This is a genomic window from Rhizobium sp. NZLR10 (assembly GCF_019685125.1).
In the GTDB taxonomy this organism is placed as follows: domain Bacteria; phylum Pseudomonadota; class Alphaproteobacteria; order Rhizobiales; family Rhizobiaceae; genus Rhizobium.
Genome location: NZ_JABDWE010000001.1, coordinates 364,409 through 379,441, shown reverse-complemented (window position 1 = coordinate 379,441; position 15,033 = coordinate 364,409). Strand labels below are relative to the sequence as shown.

13 protein-coding genes are annotated in these 15,033 nt (G+C 60.1%); 5 read left to right on the top strand and 8 right to left on the bottom strand.

Annotation, left to right across the window (positions count from 1 at the left end; genetic code table 11):
- Nucleotide 1: 1 nt before the first annotated feature.
- The 4 genes from HJB82_RS01735 to HJB82_RS01720 are packed head-to-tail and all read left to right on the top strand — an operon-like array spanning nt 2 to nt 4,183.
- Nucleotides 2–802, top strand: a complete 801-nt coding sequence (locus HJB82_RS01735; RefSeq protein ID WP_221139458.1) for an ABC transporter permease — start codon at nt 2–4, stop codon at nt 800–802.
- A complete protein-coding gene (locus HJB82_RS01730) occupies nt 799–1,875 on the top strand; it encodes an ABC transporter ATP-binding protein (RefSeq protein ID WP_221115003.1) in 1,077 nt (358 codons plus the stop codon). Before HJB82_RS01735 ends, HJB82_RS01730 begins: the two co-directional genes overlap by 4 nt.
- Nucleotides 1,876–1,885: 10 nt before the next feature.
- Nucleotides 1,886–3,340, top strand: coding sequence for an NAD-dependent succinate-semialdehyde dehydrogenase (locus tag HJB82_RS01725; protein WP_221115002.1), 1,455 nt, complete (start codon nt 1,886–1,888; stop codon nt 3,338–3,340).
- Nucleotides 3,341–3,382: 42 nt separating this feature from the next.
- Nucleotides 3,383–4,183 (top strand): phosphate/phosphite/phosphonate ABC transporter substrate-binding protein, encoded by an 801-nt coding sequence (locus tag HJB82_RS01720; RefSeq protein WP_207584851.1) that lies wholly within the window; start codon nt 3,383–3,385, stop codon nt 4,181–4,183.
- A gap of 14 nt (nt 4,184–4,197) precedes the next feature.
- Here HJB82_RS01720 and HJB82_RS01715 read toward each other — a convergent pair whose 3' ends face one another.
- Genes HJB82_RS01715 through HJB82_RS01695 form a run of 5 tightly spaced genes read right to left on the bottom strand, consistent with a single transcriptional unit; the run spans nt 4,198 to nt 10,748 of the window.
- The gene (locus HJB82_RS01715) at nt 4,198–5,727 is read right to left on the bottom strand and encodes an FAD-dependent oxidoreductase (RefSeq protein WP_221139457.1); all 1,530 of its coding nucleotides are present in this window, start codon (nt 5,725–5,727) and stop codon (nt 4,198–4,200) included.
- Entirely contained in the window at nt 5,724–6,941 is a 1,218-nt protein-coding gene (locus HJB82_RS01710) for an NAD(P)-dependent oxidoreductase (RefSeq protein WP_221115000.1), read from the bottom strand. Before HJB82_RS01710 ends, HJB82_RS01715 begins: the two co-directional genes overlap by 4 nt.
- A gap of 9 nt (nt 6,942–6,950) precedes the next feature.
- Nucleotides 6,951–7,931, bottom strand: a complete 981-nt coding sequence (locus HJB82_RS01705) for a GHMP kinase (RefSeq protein ID WP_221139456.1) — start codon at nt 7,929–7,931, stop codon at nt 6,951–6,953.
- Nucleotides 7,928–9,877, bottom strand: coding sequence for an HAD-IIIA family hydrolase (locus HJB82_RS01700; RefSeq protein WP_221139455.1), 1,950 nt, complete (start codon nt 9,875–9,877; stop codon nt 7,928–7,930). Before HJB82_RS01700 ends, HJB82_RS01705 begins: the two co-directional genes overlap by 4 nt.
- Entirely contained in the window at nt 9,867–10,748 is an 882-nt protein-coding gene (locus HJB82_RS01695) for an NAD-dependent epimerase/dehydratase family protein (RefSeq protein WP_259673900.1), read from the bottom strand. The genes HJB82_RS01700 and HJB82_RS01695 overlap by 11 nt, the downstream gene beginning before the upstream one ends.
- Between HJB82_RS01695 and HJB82_RS31455 the strand changes: the two genes are divergently transcribed.
- The gene (locus tag HJB82_RS31455) at nt 10,680–10,826 is read left to right on the top strand and encodes a hypothetical protein (protein ID WP_259673910.1); all 147 of its coding nucleotides are present in this window, start codon (nt 10,680–10,682) and stop codon (nt 10,824–10,826) included. The genes HJB82_RS01695 and HJB82_RS31455 overlap by 69 nt on opposite strands.
- Before the next feature lie 14 nt (nt 10,827–10,840).
- Here HJB82_RS31455 and HJB82_RS01690 read toward each other — a convergent pair whose 3' ends face one another.
- Genes HJB82_RS01690 through HJB82_RS01680 form a run of 3 tightly spaced genes read right to left on the bottom strand, consistent with a single transcriptional unit; the run spans nt 10,841 to nt 15,026 of the window.
- Nucleotides 10,841–11,800, bottom strand: coding sequence for a lysylphosphatidylglycerol synthase transmembrane domain-containing protein (locus HJB82_RS01690; RefSeq protein ID WP_221139453.1), 960 nt, complete (start codon nt 11,798–11,800; stop codon nt 10,841–10,843).
- On the bottom strand, nt 11,797–13,767 hold the full coding sequence (locus HJB82_RS01685; RefSeq protein ID WP_221139452.1) for a hypothetical protein: 1,971 nt from the start codon (nt 13,765–13,767) through the stop codon (nt 11,797–11,799). The genes HJB82_RS01690 and HJB82_RS01685 overlap by 4 nt, the downstream gene beginning before the upstream one ends.
- A gap of 20 nt (nt 13,768–13,787) precedes the next feature.
- A complete protein-coding gene (locus tag HJB82_RS01680) occupies nt 13,788–15,026 on the bottom strand; it encodes a glycosyltransferase family 2 protein (RefSeq protein WP_221114994.1) in 1,239 nt (412 codons plus the stop codon).
- Nucleotides 15,027–15,033 lie beyond the last annotated feature (7 nt).

Genomic DNA, 15,033 nt, shown 5'->3' with positions numbered 1-15,033 from the left:
TATGTTGCTCAATTTCGACCGTCTCGGCTGGTGGAAATACGCCCTTCTCGGCATAACGCTTCTGACCGCGGCCTTTCTGCTGATGCCGATCATCTTTATCGCAGCACTGTCCTTCGGCTCGTCGCAGTGGCTGATCTTTCCGCCGCCGGGCTGGACGCTTCAATGGTACGGCGAGCTTTTCGCCGATCCGCGCTGGCTGGAATCGGCTTTGACGAGCTTGAAGATCGCGGTCATCGTCACCGTTCTGTCGGTGCTGCTCGGGCTTGTGACGTCCTTCGGACTGGTGCGTGGTTCGTTCATGTTCCGCGATGCGCTGAAAGCGCTGTTCCTGACGCCGATGATCCTGCCCGTCGTGGTTCTCGCGGTCGCCCTCTACGCCTTCTTTCTCAGGATCGGCCTTGGCGGCACCTTGACGGGCTTTGTCATTTCGCACCTCGTGCTCGCGCTGCCCTTCTCGATCCTGTCGATATCGAGTGCGCTTGAAGGTTTCGACAAGTCGATCGAGGATGCGGCGGTGCTCTGTGGCGCCTCGCCCCTTGAGGCAAAAATCAGGGTCACCCTTCCCGCGATCAGCCATGGGCTGTTTTCGGCGGCCGTCTTCTCCTTCCTGACATCCTGGGACGAGGTGGTGGTGGCGATCTTCATGTCCAGCCCAACCCTGCAGACGCTGCCCGTGAAGGTATGGGCGACGCTGCGGCAAGACCTGACGCCTGTTGTCGCAGCCGCGTCGACCCTTCTCATCCTTTTGACGATCATCTTGATGGCTTTGGTTGCCGTCGTGCGTAAGGTACTGAAACAATGAACGAACCATTCCTTCAGATCCGCGGAATACGCAAGGAATACGGCCCCGTGGTCGCCGTGCACGACGTCACGCTCGACGTTCGGCGCGGGGAGTTCCTCACCTTTCTCGGACCGTCCGGATCCGGCAAGAGCACGACGCTCTACATTCTGGCGGGATTTGATAATCCGACGAAAGGCGACATTACGCTCGAGGGCAAGACCCTGCTCGCCACGCCGTCGCACAAGCGCAATATCGGCATGGTTTTCCAGCGTTACACCCTGTTTCCGCATCTGACGGTGGGCGAAAACATCGCATTTCCGCTGAAGGTCAGGCGCAAGTCCAAGGCCGAGGTCGACAGCAAGGTGAAGGAGATGCTGCGCCTTGTCCGGCTCGAGGGCTTCGAGGACCGCAAGCCGGCGCAGATGTCCGGCGGCCAGCAACAGCGTGTCGCCCTTGCCAGAGCTCTTGCCTATGATCCGCCGGTGCTTTTGATGGACGAGCCGCTGTCGGCGCTCGACAAGAAGCTGCGCGAGGAAATCCAGCACGAGATCCGCCGTATCCACCAGCAGACCGAAGTGACGATCCTCTACGTCACCCACGACCAGGAGGAGGCCCTGCGGCTCTCCGACCGCATCGCCGTCTTTTCCAAGGGCGTCATCGACCAGATCGGCACAGGCCCTGAACTCTACGCCAATCCTAAGACCCGCTTCGTCGCCGAATTCATCGGCGACAGCGACTTCATTTCCTGCGACCTGCTGACGTCCTCCCACGGGCAGGCCACAATTTCCCTTGGCGGCGGCACCGTCTTCAACAGCATTCCGGTGCATGGAAAAGGGACTGCCGGCACAAAAGCAGCCTTGATGCTGAGGCCGGAGCGCATTCGGCTGTCGCGCGCCCAAGCGGGAGCGGGTCTCGCCGCCACCGTCAGCGACATTACCTTCCTCGGCAACAATATCCACGTCTCCACAGAAACGGCGAGGGGCGAGGCGCTGGCGGTTCGCCTGCCGTTCGGTCACGAAGCGATCACCGGGCTCAGCCGTGGAGACACGGTGCATCTGGAATTCGATCCGGGTGCCGCTCACGTCTTCTGTTGAAAGTCGTCCTATGAAACTCAGTGATCCCTCGCTTTTCCGTCAAGCATGCCCGGTCGCCGACCGCTGGATCGAAGCGGAAGGCCGTCCGGCGACGACCGTCCGCAATCCGGCGACAGGCGAGAAGCTGGGCGCGGTCCCCGACCTCGGGGCCGCGGAAACGGAGGAGGCCATTCGAGCTGCCGTCATTGCCCAGAAGCTTTGGGCGAAGAAGACCGCCGGCGAACGCGCCGCCGTTCTCAAGGCTTGGCATCGTCTGATGATCGAAAACCGCGACGATCTGGCGATGATCCTGACGCTGGAGCAGGGAAAACCGCTCGCTGAGGCCAAGGGGGAGATCACCTATGGCGCGAGCTTTATCGAATGGTTCGCCGAAGAGGCAAGACGCATCAACGGCGAGACCATACCGGGGCACCAACCGGACAAGCGCATTCTCGTCCTGCGTCAGCCGGCTGGAGTGGTGGCCGCCATCACGCCCTGGAACTTTCCGAACGCAATGATCACCCGCAAGGTCGGCCCCGCACTCGCCGCCGGCTGCGCCGTCGTTCTCAAGCCGGCGCCGCAGACGCCGTTCTCGGCGATCGCCATCGCCATTCTCGCCGAGCGCGCCGGCCTGCCGGCTGGCCTGCTCAACATCGTCACGGGTGACGCAGCGGCAATTGGTGGGGTCCTGACGGCAAGCCGTGACATCAGGGTCCTGACGTTCACCGGCTCCACGCGGACGGGCGAGCTGCTTTACCGGCAATGCGCGCCGACGATCAAAAAGCTCGGCCTCGAGCTTGGCGGCAATGCACCCTTCATCGTCTTCGATGATGCCGATCTCGACGCTGCGGTCGAAGGCGCAATCATCGCCAAGTTCCGCAACAATGGCCAGACCTGCGTCTGCGCCAACCGGCTCTATGTCCAGGACGGCGTCTACGAGGCCTTTGCCGCCAAGCTCGCGACCGCCGTTTCGGCGCTGAAGGTCGGCAACGGCCTGGAGCGCGACGTCGTGCTTGGCCCGCTCATCGACGAAAATGCTGTCGCCAAGATCGAGACGCATATCAGCGATGCCGTCGCAAAGGGTGCAGCACTCGTTTCAGGCGGCAAACGTCACCCACTCGGCGGCCTTTTCTTCGAACCGACCATTCTGCGCGATGTCGCTGCCGGCATGCAGGTCGCCCGCGAGGAAACCTTCGGGCCTCTTGCGCCGCTCTTTCGGTTTCGCGACGAGCAAGACGTCATCGAACAGGCAAACGACACCGAATACGGGCTTGCTTCGTATTTCTACGCGCGCGATCTGTCGCGGGTATTCCGCGTCGCCGAAGCGCTCGAATATGGGATGGTCGGCGTCAATACCGGTCTCGTCTCCACCGCCGAGGCGCCGTTCGGCGGCGTCAAGATGTCGGGTCTCGGTCGCGAAGGCTCCAGGCACGGGTTGGACGAATATACCGAACTTAAGTATGTATGCCTGGGCGGCATTGCCTGACCTTGGTCGTCATTTGCGCCTTGCCGCAAAGAAAGACCCAGCATGCACCTCGTCAGCATTGCCATGTATCTCACATCCCCGCCGCTTGCGGATGCGACGGCCGAACTCTGGTCATTCCTCCGACATTATCTCTTACAAGCCGGGCTGACGGATCTGCCCGAGGTGCTCGACCAGACGGTGCCCTATGACGAAGCCTGGTTGAGGCCCGACCTTCTCCTCTCGCAGACATGCGGCTATCCCTTTGCCAGGCGCCTGCGCGGCAGGGTTCGCCTGGTGGCGACGCCGGTGTATGACCATCCCGGCTGCGACGGCCCGTTGATGCGCAGCTTCATCGTCGTCCGCAAAGATTCTTCGCTTCGCTCGCTTGAGGATTTGCGCGGCACCACGGCTGCGATCAACAGTCCTGACAGCAATTCCGGCAGCAATCTCTTTCGCGCCGCCGTGGCTCCGCTTGCCCGCGACGGTCGCTTCTTCGACCGGATCATCGAAACCGGCAGCCACGGCGGCAGCATCGCCGCCGTCCTCGAGGGCAGGGCGGACAGCGCGGCGATCGATTGCATCACCTACGCCAATATTCGCCGCTTCGATCCCGGCCAGATTGAAGGGGTCCGCATCATCGCCGAAACGCCCAAAGGTCCAGGCCTGCCATTCATCACCTCGGGCGATGCCTCGGACGACAGGGTCCTTCTGCTGCGAAATGCGCTCGACGCCGCCATCAGCGAGCCATCGCTGACAGCGACGCGCGCAATACTCGGCCTCACCGATTTTGCCGTGCTTTCCGAAGCCGACTACGAGCCGCTTCTATCATTGGCCGGTGAGGCATTGCCGCAATTGAGAGCTTGAAGAGGCAGCGGATTTCAGAGCGCCGAGGCTGCTTCCATTTCGGCGAGACGGTGGGCGATGCGATCGGCATTGGCCATGATCGTCATCGTGACGTATTTCGAAGACAGATCGGGAAGAATGGAGCCGTCGACGACGTAGAGACCCGGATGGAGGTTCAGTTCGCCGTCCGAGGAGGTGCCAAATGGCCCGGCTTCGCCCATAGGCAGAGTGCCGGCGAAATGGGCGTCGATACCCGGCTCCGCCAGCGATGCGCCCGGGAGCTGAATGAGCCCCAACCGTTTCCATTCACGGCGAAGCGCGTTTTTCAAAGCCTCGGCGCGGATGTCGAAACCTTCCGCGAAACCGCCGCGGACCGTCAGTCCTTTTTTCGCCGTTACCTCGCGATGAATGTAGCTCCGGCTTTGATCGCCGGGATAGTAGATCGTCGCGACGAGGAGGCTTCCGGCAATAAGTTCGAACGCGGCTCGCCCGGCCTTTCGGCCGAGCGGCATCCTGTTGACGAAACTCTGCGCCGGCAGGGAGCCGACTTCATAGACCGCTCCCGTCACGTAATCGGATGGGCTATCGCCATAGCGCAGAGACAATCCGAGCTGCGCAAGGCTGTGCGTCGGCGTCGCCGAACGCAGCAATCTCGCGGGAGAGAGCAGAGGAATAGCCAGCGTGGGACTGTTCAGGAGACGCAATCCCTCCTCGCCAATCGGCAGGAGATCGGTGAGCAGGGCGGCCGTTCCCAGCACCCCTGCGGCAAGAATGATCCGCGGTGCGGAAAATGACGATCCATCCGCCGTTTCGACCGTCCAGCCCGAGCCGCGTGTCAACGAGACGGCCCGCATGTTGTCGAGCAAACGAAAATGCGGTGATCTGCGCAACGCAAGCAGGTCCTGCCTGCTGTTATAGATCGCACCGCTCGGGCAACCGTAGAGACAGTCGCCGCGCAGATCGCATGCCGCACGTCCAGGCTGCGCTTTGGAGAGTATGGCATTGACGGCGGGAAATAGCCGAAACGACCGATCCGCCGGCTGTGCGGCCTCGTGTCGACGAAGAACATGGACGGCTGTCGCACCAAGCGGTAGGCTGGCCCGGCCGTTGGCGTGGATCGTAACATCGGCATTGCTGCTTATCCCGATGCGTTGGGATACCCGCTCGTAAGAGTTCTGCAGGGAAGCGAGGTCGATCGGCCAATCCGCGATATCCCTAGCGTCGAGATAGCTGACTTGCGCACCCCAGATATTGGAGAGCCCGCCGCGCGCGAGGCTGCCAATCGGGTTGAAGCCAACGCCTGAGATTCCGGACACGCGTTTGAACCGTTCGAGAATCCCGCGTGACGCAGGGGTTTGCAGTTTCGGCGAGCTGCCATCGTCGGCACGCAGCGATTCCAGATCGCTTCCCAGGACGCGGACGCTGCGGTTTTCCTCCTGCGATCCGGCGTCATCGCCGGCATCCAGCATCAGAACTCGACGGCCGGCCGCTATCAGCGGAAACGCAGCGGAGACGCCCGCAGGACCGCTGCCGATGATGATGAAGTCGGCGTCGGGCGCATTCATCGATATTTCCCGGCCAAAAGCGCGCGGAGCGGAAAGAGCAGGACATCGCTGGCGATGGTCAATGCTGCGCCGAAAAACCCGGCCTTGTGGCCTGCATGCCTCTCCGGTTCGCTCGCGAGGTCAGCCAGGTAGAGGGCTCGCGCGAGGCGATGCTGCGTCCGATTGGCCGACGGCTCGAAGAGCGCCAGCAGGCGCGGATGCCTGATCACCGTCGTGGAAAGACCGAGCGGCGACAGCCCTTCGCGCCGAAGCCCTTCGCAAAGCCGCTGGAGTTGCATTTCCGTGGCTGTTGCGTCGAGATATTGCAGCAGAGCCCGCGCTTCACTCCGCGATCGCTCCTCGCCTGTTTGGCCGAATTCGCCAGCAAGCGCAGTCATCGGGTCATTCAAGTTCAAGTTCAGAAGCCTGAGGCTCTCCCCGCTTTCCATGGGTGCGGCACCCGCAAGCCCCAGGACGCGCTCCGGATCGACCGCTGGGATCAACGGCACGAGTTTCGTCATGTGGCAGGCAAAGAGTGCAGCGGTCAGGGGAACCGGTATGAAATGGAGATTTCCCTTGCCCTGACTGCGACGAAGCACTCTGAGCCAGGCAGCAAAGCTCATCGGTTTTTCCTGCGCAAGCACGAATGTTTGCGGCGGCTGGTTCTCTTGGGTCGCCAGCGCCAGCAGGCCTTCAGCGACTTCGTCGAGATGAATGGGCTGGACCTCGCGGCCGAGCCCTATCATTGGCAGAACCGGACTTAAAGCGGCCAACTTGGCCATCAGTCCGTACATGGCGGTCCGTGGTCCGCCATAGACGAGCCCTATTCGCGCAACCCGAACGATCGGCGCTGCAGGGCTGGCAGCCAAATGCTGTTCGATCCTGAACTTGGTGCGGCCGTAAACGTTGAGCGCTTCCTGCCTGGACGAGGTGGTAGAGGAAAAAACGAAACGCGGCACGCCGGCTGCCTTTGCCGCTTCCGCCAATTTCTCGGTGCCCAATATATTGATGTTGTCTTCCTCGGCTGCCTGCGGCTCGGTGGCCCAGGCATGGGCGAGATGGACTATTCCAACCGCCCCTTCCAGCTCGGAGGCAGCAGGCTCGTCACCGATGCGCCACTTGGCTCCGGACCGCCGGCCCAGTTCAATCACCTCGAAGCCGCGCTCGCGCGCCATCGCTACCAGTCTTGCGCCGATATAGCCGGTCGATCCGGTGATGATGAGACGCGGTGCCATTTACAGCCTCTATTGTGCAAAGGCGATGCGCGCGCCGCTCCAGTCGAAGCGAAACTCGATTTCCTTGAGATGCGACAGCGCTTGGCGGACTTTTTCCTGGCGGTCTTTCGGGCAATAGAGGACGAGAAATCCCCCTCCGCCGGCACCTGCCAGCTTGCCGCCAATGGCACCGGCAGCGCGGGCCGCATCGTAAAACTCGTCGATCGCGCTGTTGGTAATCTTCGACGTCAGCGATCTTTTCATCATCCATCCGCGATGCAGCGCTTCGCCGAAGGCGCCGAGATCCCCATCCATCAGGATGTCGCGCATTTCGTAAGCCAACTGCACCATGCGCTCGACGGTCCGGAATTTTTCTTCGTCCGCTTCCATGGCTTGCACCTGCGTCGACAGCACCGAACGCGTATCGCGCTGACTTCCGGTGAAAAACAGGAGGATGTTGCTCTCGAGCTCAGCCATCTTTTCGGAGCTGAGAACGACGGGTTGAACATTCACGCTGCCATTGGAATTGAATTCGATGAAGTTCAAGCCGCCATGCGCGGCTGCGTATTGGTCCTGTTTGCCGATCGGCTCCTTCAGGATATCGATTTCGAGCTTGCAGGCTTCTTCCGCCAACTGGTCCTTGGAGGCAAAGCGCGACCTGTGGGCATAGAGCGCGTTGATCAGCGCCACGGAAAAGGAGCTGGATGATCCAAGGCCGGTCCCGGAGGGAATGTCGGCGACGGAGGCGACTTCGATCCCGGGCTCGACCCGATGCATCCGCAGAGCCTCACGCAGCAGCGGATGCGCGATATCCTCGAGCGTGCCGGCAAGCTCGGTGCGCGTATATTTCAGATGATATTTGTTTTCATTGAAGTAGTTGTGCACGATCACGAAGCTGTACTTGGCGATCGCGCAGGACAACACCGCGCCCGCCTGACGGCGGTAATAGGACGCTATGTCCGAGCCGCCACCGGCAAAGCTGACCCGAAAAGGTGCGGATGAAACGATCAAAGGATTGCCTCCTCGAAATTGATGACGATATCGGCCGCTGCCCGCTGCAGATCGATCTTCGGCCACTCCTCCTGAATGCGCGACACCCAGAGTCCTTCGGCGGAAGCTGGCGTGAGGCCTTTCCAGGCGTAGAACTTGTGAAAGCGGTTGAGCAATGTCTGCTGCGAAGCCTCGACAAAGACAGCCATATCGACATCGTCGCGGATTGACGCATGTCCGGCAAAGATGCCGTCCAGGAGAATGACGTCGGCATCGCGCGCGTCATAGATGGTCGTGTGCTTACGCTGACCGCGGCTTGTCGCTTCGTAACCGGGCGCTTCGACCCGTCCCGACTGGCGCAGCATGCTGATGATCTCGGGATAGAGTTCGACCCGGTTGCGTTCTTCCGCGTTCATATCAGGGCGCCGATGTTCGAGCGGCAGTATCCAGCGATCAAGCTCCAGCCTCGCTACCCGGCGTCCTGCTTCCGAGAGCAGACGCTCGACCGCATGCGCAAGCGTGCTTTTCCCGGAGCGGGAACGACCGCATATGCCGACGAGCAGCGGGCCGGCGCCATTTGAAAGACGTTGATGAATGGCTCCGGACAGCTCGTGGCCGATATCCTGATAACTGCATTGAAAGCGAACGGCGTCATAGACCGTGTCGAAGATGAGATCCGCGCGTGGAATATCAGCCTCCGCGGCAGGATAGCTCTTGCCATCGCGCAGGCCATAGCCTGTCCGAACGCCGTAAGCCCAGATGCCTGCCTTGCGGCCCGCGCCTATGTCGCGCAGGCTATCTCCGATGATGACGGATTTCTCTTTTTCGATCGGCAGTTCCGTCATTGCCTGGCGGATCATCAGATCGCCCGGTTTGCGGCAGCCGCAATCGATCTTGAGCGCCGCGACTTCATGGGGAAATCCTTTGTCCGGATGGTGCGGACAAAAGTAAATACGGTCCAGGACGCCGCCTTCCTCGGCAAGCTCAGCTTCCAGATGACCAAGAACATGATCCAGGCCCGGCTCATCCAGAAAGCCTTTGGCGACCTGCGGCCTGTTCGTGACTGCAACCGTCAGGAAACCTGCGTCACGGGCGAGCTGCACCGCTTCGCCTGCCCGGTCGATCAGCTTCACCTGGTCGGGATGAATGACGCCATGGCCTCCGACATCTTCGTTGAGCACGCCGTCGCAATCGAAGAAAACCGCGGGCCTGCGCACGGACAGATGCGCCGCATGAACCCGTTCCTGCCGGAGGTCATCCTCCGCGGCAGCGTGCCGGTTCGGCGACCCGGTATCCTTCATATATTCCGGCGTGTCATAAATTGCGATCGGAACGGAGCGTTCGAGGAGACCGGGAATGACGTCGTGGATCATATCAGCCGTTTGGCCCGGCAAGAGCGCCTGGAAAAATTGCTCAGAGGCAACATACAAACCGGCAGGCACCAGATTCCGCCAATCCGAATCTCGCGGGGTTTTGCGGGGCAAAAGGCGCTGAAGATAACCGTTCTTCTGGACGACGAGATCGGATGTGCGGGGATGATCGTTGGGGTGAGCAATAATGGTCAGAGCGGCAGGAAATTGCTGACGATGACGCGCCAGTGCCGACAGATCGATATCGAAAAGCATGTCGCCGTAGACGATCAGGACGTCGCCGGCCATCGTGTCCAAAGTCGTCAAGCAGCCTGCCGTGCCGAGCGGAGACTTCTCGACGAAGACTTCCACCTTGATGCCGAGTTTTTCAGCTTCCGGAGCAAGAGCAGGCTCCAGCTGGCTGCCGAGGTGGCCGCCGAGCACACGCACATGTTGAACACCTTCGCGAGCCAGGATACGGATCTGCCGCAGAATGATCGGCACGCCGGCAAGCGGCAAAAGGGCCTTCGGAATGGCATCGCCCGTCATACTGCGAGCGCGCGTTCCAAGGCCCCCGGCGATGATAATGGCCTGGCGGATAGTGTCCTCAGAACCCATTCGCCAGGATCCGCTCGACAGCAAGTTCAACGGCTTCTGTCGATTTCCGCCTCGGAGACCAGCCCAGCGTTACGAGCCGGCTTATGTCGTAGCTGAAGCGCGGCACGTCGCCCAGCCAGCCGCGGTCCTCGCTTCCATATTCGATGGCAGCTCCGGCCGCGACCTTGGAAACCACGATTTCGGCGATATCGCGGACAGACGTTTCGCCGATGCCGCTTGCGTGAAACACCTCATAGGCACCGGGCGCCTTGTCCCAGGCGAGGAGGATCGCGTCTACGAGGTCGCCGACATAGAGATAAGGCTTGGTCTGCCTTCCATTGCCAAGCACCTGAAGCCTCGTCGGATCAGCTTTCAACCGGTTGATGAAGTCGTAGATTGCGCCGTGCGTGGAACGTTCCCCAATGACGTTGGGAAAGCGCAGCACGAGCGTCCTGATGCCGAATGACAGCGCGTAGACGGACAAATAGGCCTCAGCAGCAAGCTTGCTGGCGCCATAGAGCGAGATCGGCCGCAGAGGGCCGTGGTTCTCGTGAATGTTTCCTTCGGCTTCTCCGAACACCGCGGAGGTGCTGGCGAAAAAAAGCCTGCCGACCTCATACTTGCGCATGATGGCAAGCAGCGTCGTCGTCGTCAGCTGGTTCAGCTGGAGGTCGAGTTCCGCATTGGCGTTGCCTGCGGCAATATCGGAATTGGCGGCGAGATGAAAAACGGCGTCAGGACGATCCGTCGCGACGAGCTGGTCCATGCCCTCCCGATCAAGCATGTCCAGCTTCTGGAAACAAAAATCCGCTCGACCCATCAGATGGTCGATGTTCCGCATCCGGCCAAGATGAAGATTGTCGATCGCAGTTACCCGATAGCCCAACTTCAAAAGGCGATCGCAGAGGTGGCTGCCGATAAATCCGGCCCCTCCCGTTACCAAGGCATGCATGTCGGCAGCTCCATGTGATCTGCTAAGGCTCATCAGAGCGCTTTGATCTTTCCCGAATGAGGACGCGAAAGGACGAATACACCACCGGCCAACCCGACCACAAGCTGCAACAGGCCGAAAACCACCGATAGCGTCGCGGCATCCGTCGTGCCTATGCCGAACACCGCAAGTGAAATGATCATGCCGCCTTCCCGCAGGCCCCATCCTCCAACGGAAATCGGAACCATCGCGATCAAAAGCACTGGCGGGAAAGCGGCTGCCGCCTGGCCCCAGCCAAGCGGGAGGCCGAGGCCGAGAACGAGGATCTCCAAGGAGACGACGCTCAACCCGTGAATGACCAGGGTCAACAGAAATATGCCGACCATTCTCCGGTGCGTGATAAAAGCCCGCAACACGGCGCTCAGCGTGTGCAGCCTCGCCGGAAGAAACCGGATGAAGAGCTGCTGACGCCAGCCGAAGGCGATGGCCAATGCGGTGGTTCCGACGACGCCGAGCGCGGTGAACTCGGTCAGATAGGGGATGGGAAAGTCGTGCCCGTAGGCGGCACGCATGATGATCAGCCCGATCAGTGCAACGACCGCCAGTCCGAAAAGTGTGAGCATGCGGTCCATGACGACACCAAGCGTGGCTTCGCCGACCGTCAGGCCGTATTTCACGGCGCCAAATATGCGAGCGGCATCGCCCGGAATGGGACTTGGAAGAGCTTGATTATAGAACAGGCTTTGCATGAAGAGTTTCATCGCGCCTGATATTTTCAGCCTTTGCCCTATCATTTCCGATAGAAGGCACCATCGCCACGCCGAAAGCAGGGCCTGCAGGAGCAGAAGGAAGACGCTGACCCAGATGGTTGTCGCCGACAGGGCTTGGACTGCAGCCCACCCTTCCGAAAAATCTACCTTGCGTGCGATCCATATGACGAGGCCGAGCGCGACGGCCACTTTCAGGACCGGTATGCCGATGCGAAGCAAGGTTTGGGCGGACGGAATAGTCAAGGTGCTTGATCCGCATCAAAACGATAGAGTTTCCAGCCGAACCGATCCGTCAGTACCAGGGAGGAGCGGGGCAACATATGGGATATGACGGTCTTGGCCATCACCATTTTGTCTTCTCCAAGGCGTTCGGCGAGGAACGCGCTGCCGACGTCAGGGGTGGTGATGAAGTAGCCTATATGATTGTCCCTGATGAACGCGCCGATATCCGAACCCGGCGCAGGCAGCACGTAGCGCGGCAATTGCCAGCCGCCGTCGCGGCCGCCGTTGTAAACCGTGGACAAAAGTGTGTTGGCGGTGTCGAAAGGTTGAAAAACCGCCCGCAGGTCATGGTCCGCGATATAGCGATACATGAAATAGGCTTCGCGGTGGCTCTCCATATATTTGTCGACGCTTATCATCCCAAGCGCGACGTCGAGTTCTTTCGCCTTGACGGGATCGATGTCGCTGCCGCCGACGCGATACCAATGGCAGATCCAAAGCCCCCCGGCCAGCACGCTGATGATCACCGGGCTGGCGACCATGCAGACTGGCGAAGAGACAATTTTCTTGAGCGGGGTTATCCGCGGCAGGACCTGCCGGTCGAGCCATTGATCAAGCCGTTCCCGCACCAGGGAGGCGCCGATAAACCCGGTCGAAAAGAAAAGCAGATAGGCTGGCGTTGCCCACCGTATGTGATTGAACATAACAGTGTACCATATCACAAGCATGGCAACAACAATCGCTGCGAGAAATGCGATGCGCCGAAAAGCCACGGCAAGACCGGCTAGTATCAAAGCGAGAGCGACGAAAGCATTCGGTTTGCGAGCGAGGAACCAGTCGTAAAGGATATGGAGGAAGTCGCGCCAACCTTGCAGAGTTGCGAGGTTCGTCACGAAATGTCGGTTGGCAGGATCGAAGGCCCGGCCCAATTCGAGCATGTAATCCGCCATCCACGCGTCGGTGAGGCCCGGATGACCGAACATGAAAGGATAGATCGGGTTGCCGAGAACGATCAGGTTTTTCGCATACCAGTAGCCCGCGACTGCGAGGAATGCGCAAAGGCATGACACAAAAAGCGGCAGCGATACCCTTCCCTTGAAAAGCGTTGGCATCAGTGCCAGCCCGATAAGGCCAACCATTTGCAGTTCCGTGTATTTTCCTCCGACCGCTCCTCCCAACACGAGCGCACAATGAAAAAGCTCCGCCGGACGCCGGGTTTCCAGATAACGCCATAGGAAAAGCACGGCTGCGACTGAGAAGCACGACCGGGCCAGATCCGTCATCGGTTCGCCGACACTCCCCCTGAAGAACGGGATGCTGAGGATCAGAGCGGCCACCAGGAAAAAACCGCATGCCCGCCAACGACTGGCACAGCTTGAAAGCAGGAACAGAAATCCGAAGAAAATTGCGATATTCACCACCGCCGCGCCGGTCCAGTGACCGCTGACCATCATGACGAGCGCAAACAGCACATTGAAGAAAAGTGGAATATTGCCGTAGAAGGGATGGTCGATCTGCGGCGACACAAAGCCGGCATGCTCGATGATACTGTTTGCGAGCGGGATGTGGAAAACCCAAACGTCGGCAATGCTCGATGGAAACAGGGCCAGAACACTCCACACATAGCAAAGTACGATGCATGTGAGAGCCGCAAGCACCGGAAACGGGTTTCCGTTTTTCCGTTCAGCGGCGATTTTGCGAAACAGGGAACCCACGTCGCGAAGAACGGTGACGAGATCGCGCCGCCGCCAGATCATCGAGACAGCCACGATCGGAAGAAGGATTTCCCATCGCAGCCCGTGAAATGCGCCAAGGATGGTAGCCGCGCCGCCGGCGATCGCCAGGGACGGCAGAATACCGCTGAATAGAAAGTCAGTACCGTCCCGCAAGGGCTGATCGCAACGCCGGTTGAGCCAAGCAACGATGCCTCTGTCGACCACGAGGCCCCATAAAATTATGGAGAGAACCGTGCACCAGCCTACGATCATTATCGCCCCTTTCGTGGCTCCTATCCCGCGAGAGGAGGCACAGGCTTCTTGAGGGGCAGCATGACCCCAAGTGCTCTTATCATGAGCCCTGATATAAAGATCTGAAACGCCGTAATGATGAGCCAGAGCCCGAAGACGGCCCAGTTGGTCTCGACGCCGATCTCAGGCAGCACGTATCCGTTTCCGACATAGGAATCGAAGAGCGGAACCGCCAACAAAACACCTGCCAGAACGGCGATAACCGATCCCCAGATCGTTGCATTGTAAGGCAGAATCCGCTCGAAACGGGCCTGCGCGCGTCCCGAATAGTCGAAAATCACTCGTCCGATTGCCGCCGAAACCAGCATGGATTGACCAAGTACGGCCAGGGCCATGGAAAACAGCATGGCATTGGACGAGAACCGCACACCGGCAATGGACATAGGCCCGGCGAGCAGGGGCAGCATAATTATCAAGCCGAGGGCCAGAAGCAGGAAGCCCGGCCAGATGAGAAAGAAATCAAACCCGTAGACGAACATTGCCTGGAGATTGCGCCAGCCTGCGCGCCACGGCTCCATCCAACCCCGCCGCTTCATATGGCTCAGCCGACCGTCCGGATCTTTCAGGAAGTGGATCGGCACTTCGGTGGTCGGCAGCTCCATATGCACGGACTTCAGCACCATCTCCGACGCATATTCCCATCCTTGCGACCGAAGATCCATGCGCAGCAAGGCATCCACGCTGATGCCCCGCATGCCGCAATGGATGTCGGAAAAGCGGCTGCTGAACATCCGATTGAGGATCCACGTGGTCAGTGGCGTTCCGAAATAGCGATGCAGCGGCGGCATCGCGTTGTCTTCGATCGAGCCCTTGAACCGAGAGCCCATCACGAAGTCGTAGCCCTTCCGAAAGGCCTCGATAAACGGCGCTATCTGCCGAAAGTCGTAGGTGCAGTCCGCATCGCCCATGATGATGAACTTGCCGCGCACGAGTGGAATGGCATCGATGTAAGCTCTGCCCAAACCGCGCTTTGGTGTCCGCAACACGCGGGCGCCCCTGTCGCGGGCGATTTCGGGTGTGCGATCGGTCGAACTGTCGACGATGAGGATCTCGACAGCCGCACCGCTTGCCGCAATACCCTCGCGGCACCAGTCGACGAAGGTTCCAATCGTCAATTCCTCGTTGAGAGAAGGAACAAGGATCGTCACTTCAGGATTGGCGACATCATCGTCGGGCGTCAGAAGCGTCAATTCCGGATCGTGGATGCGGGGGAAATTCATGCGCGTG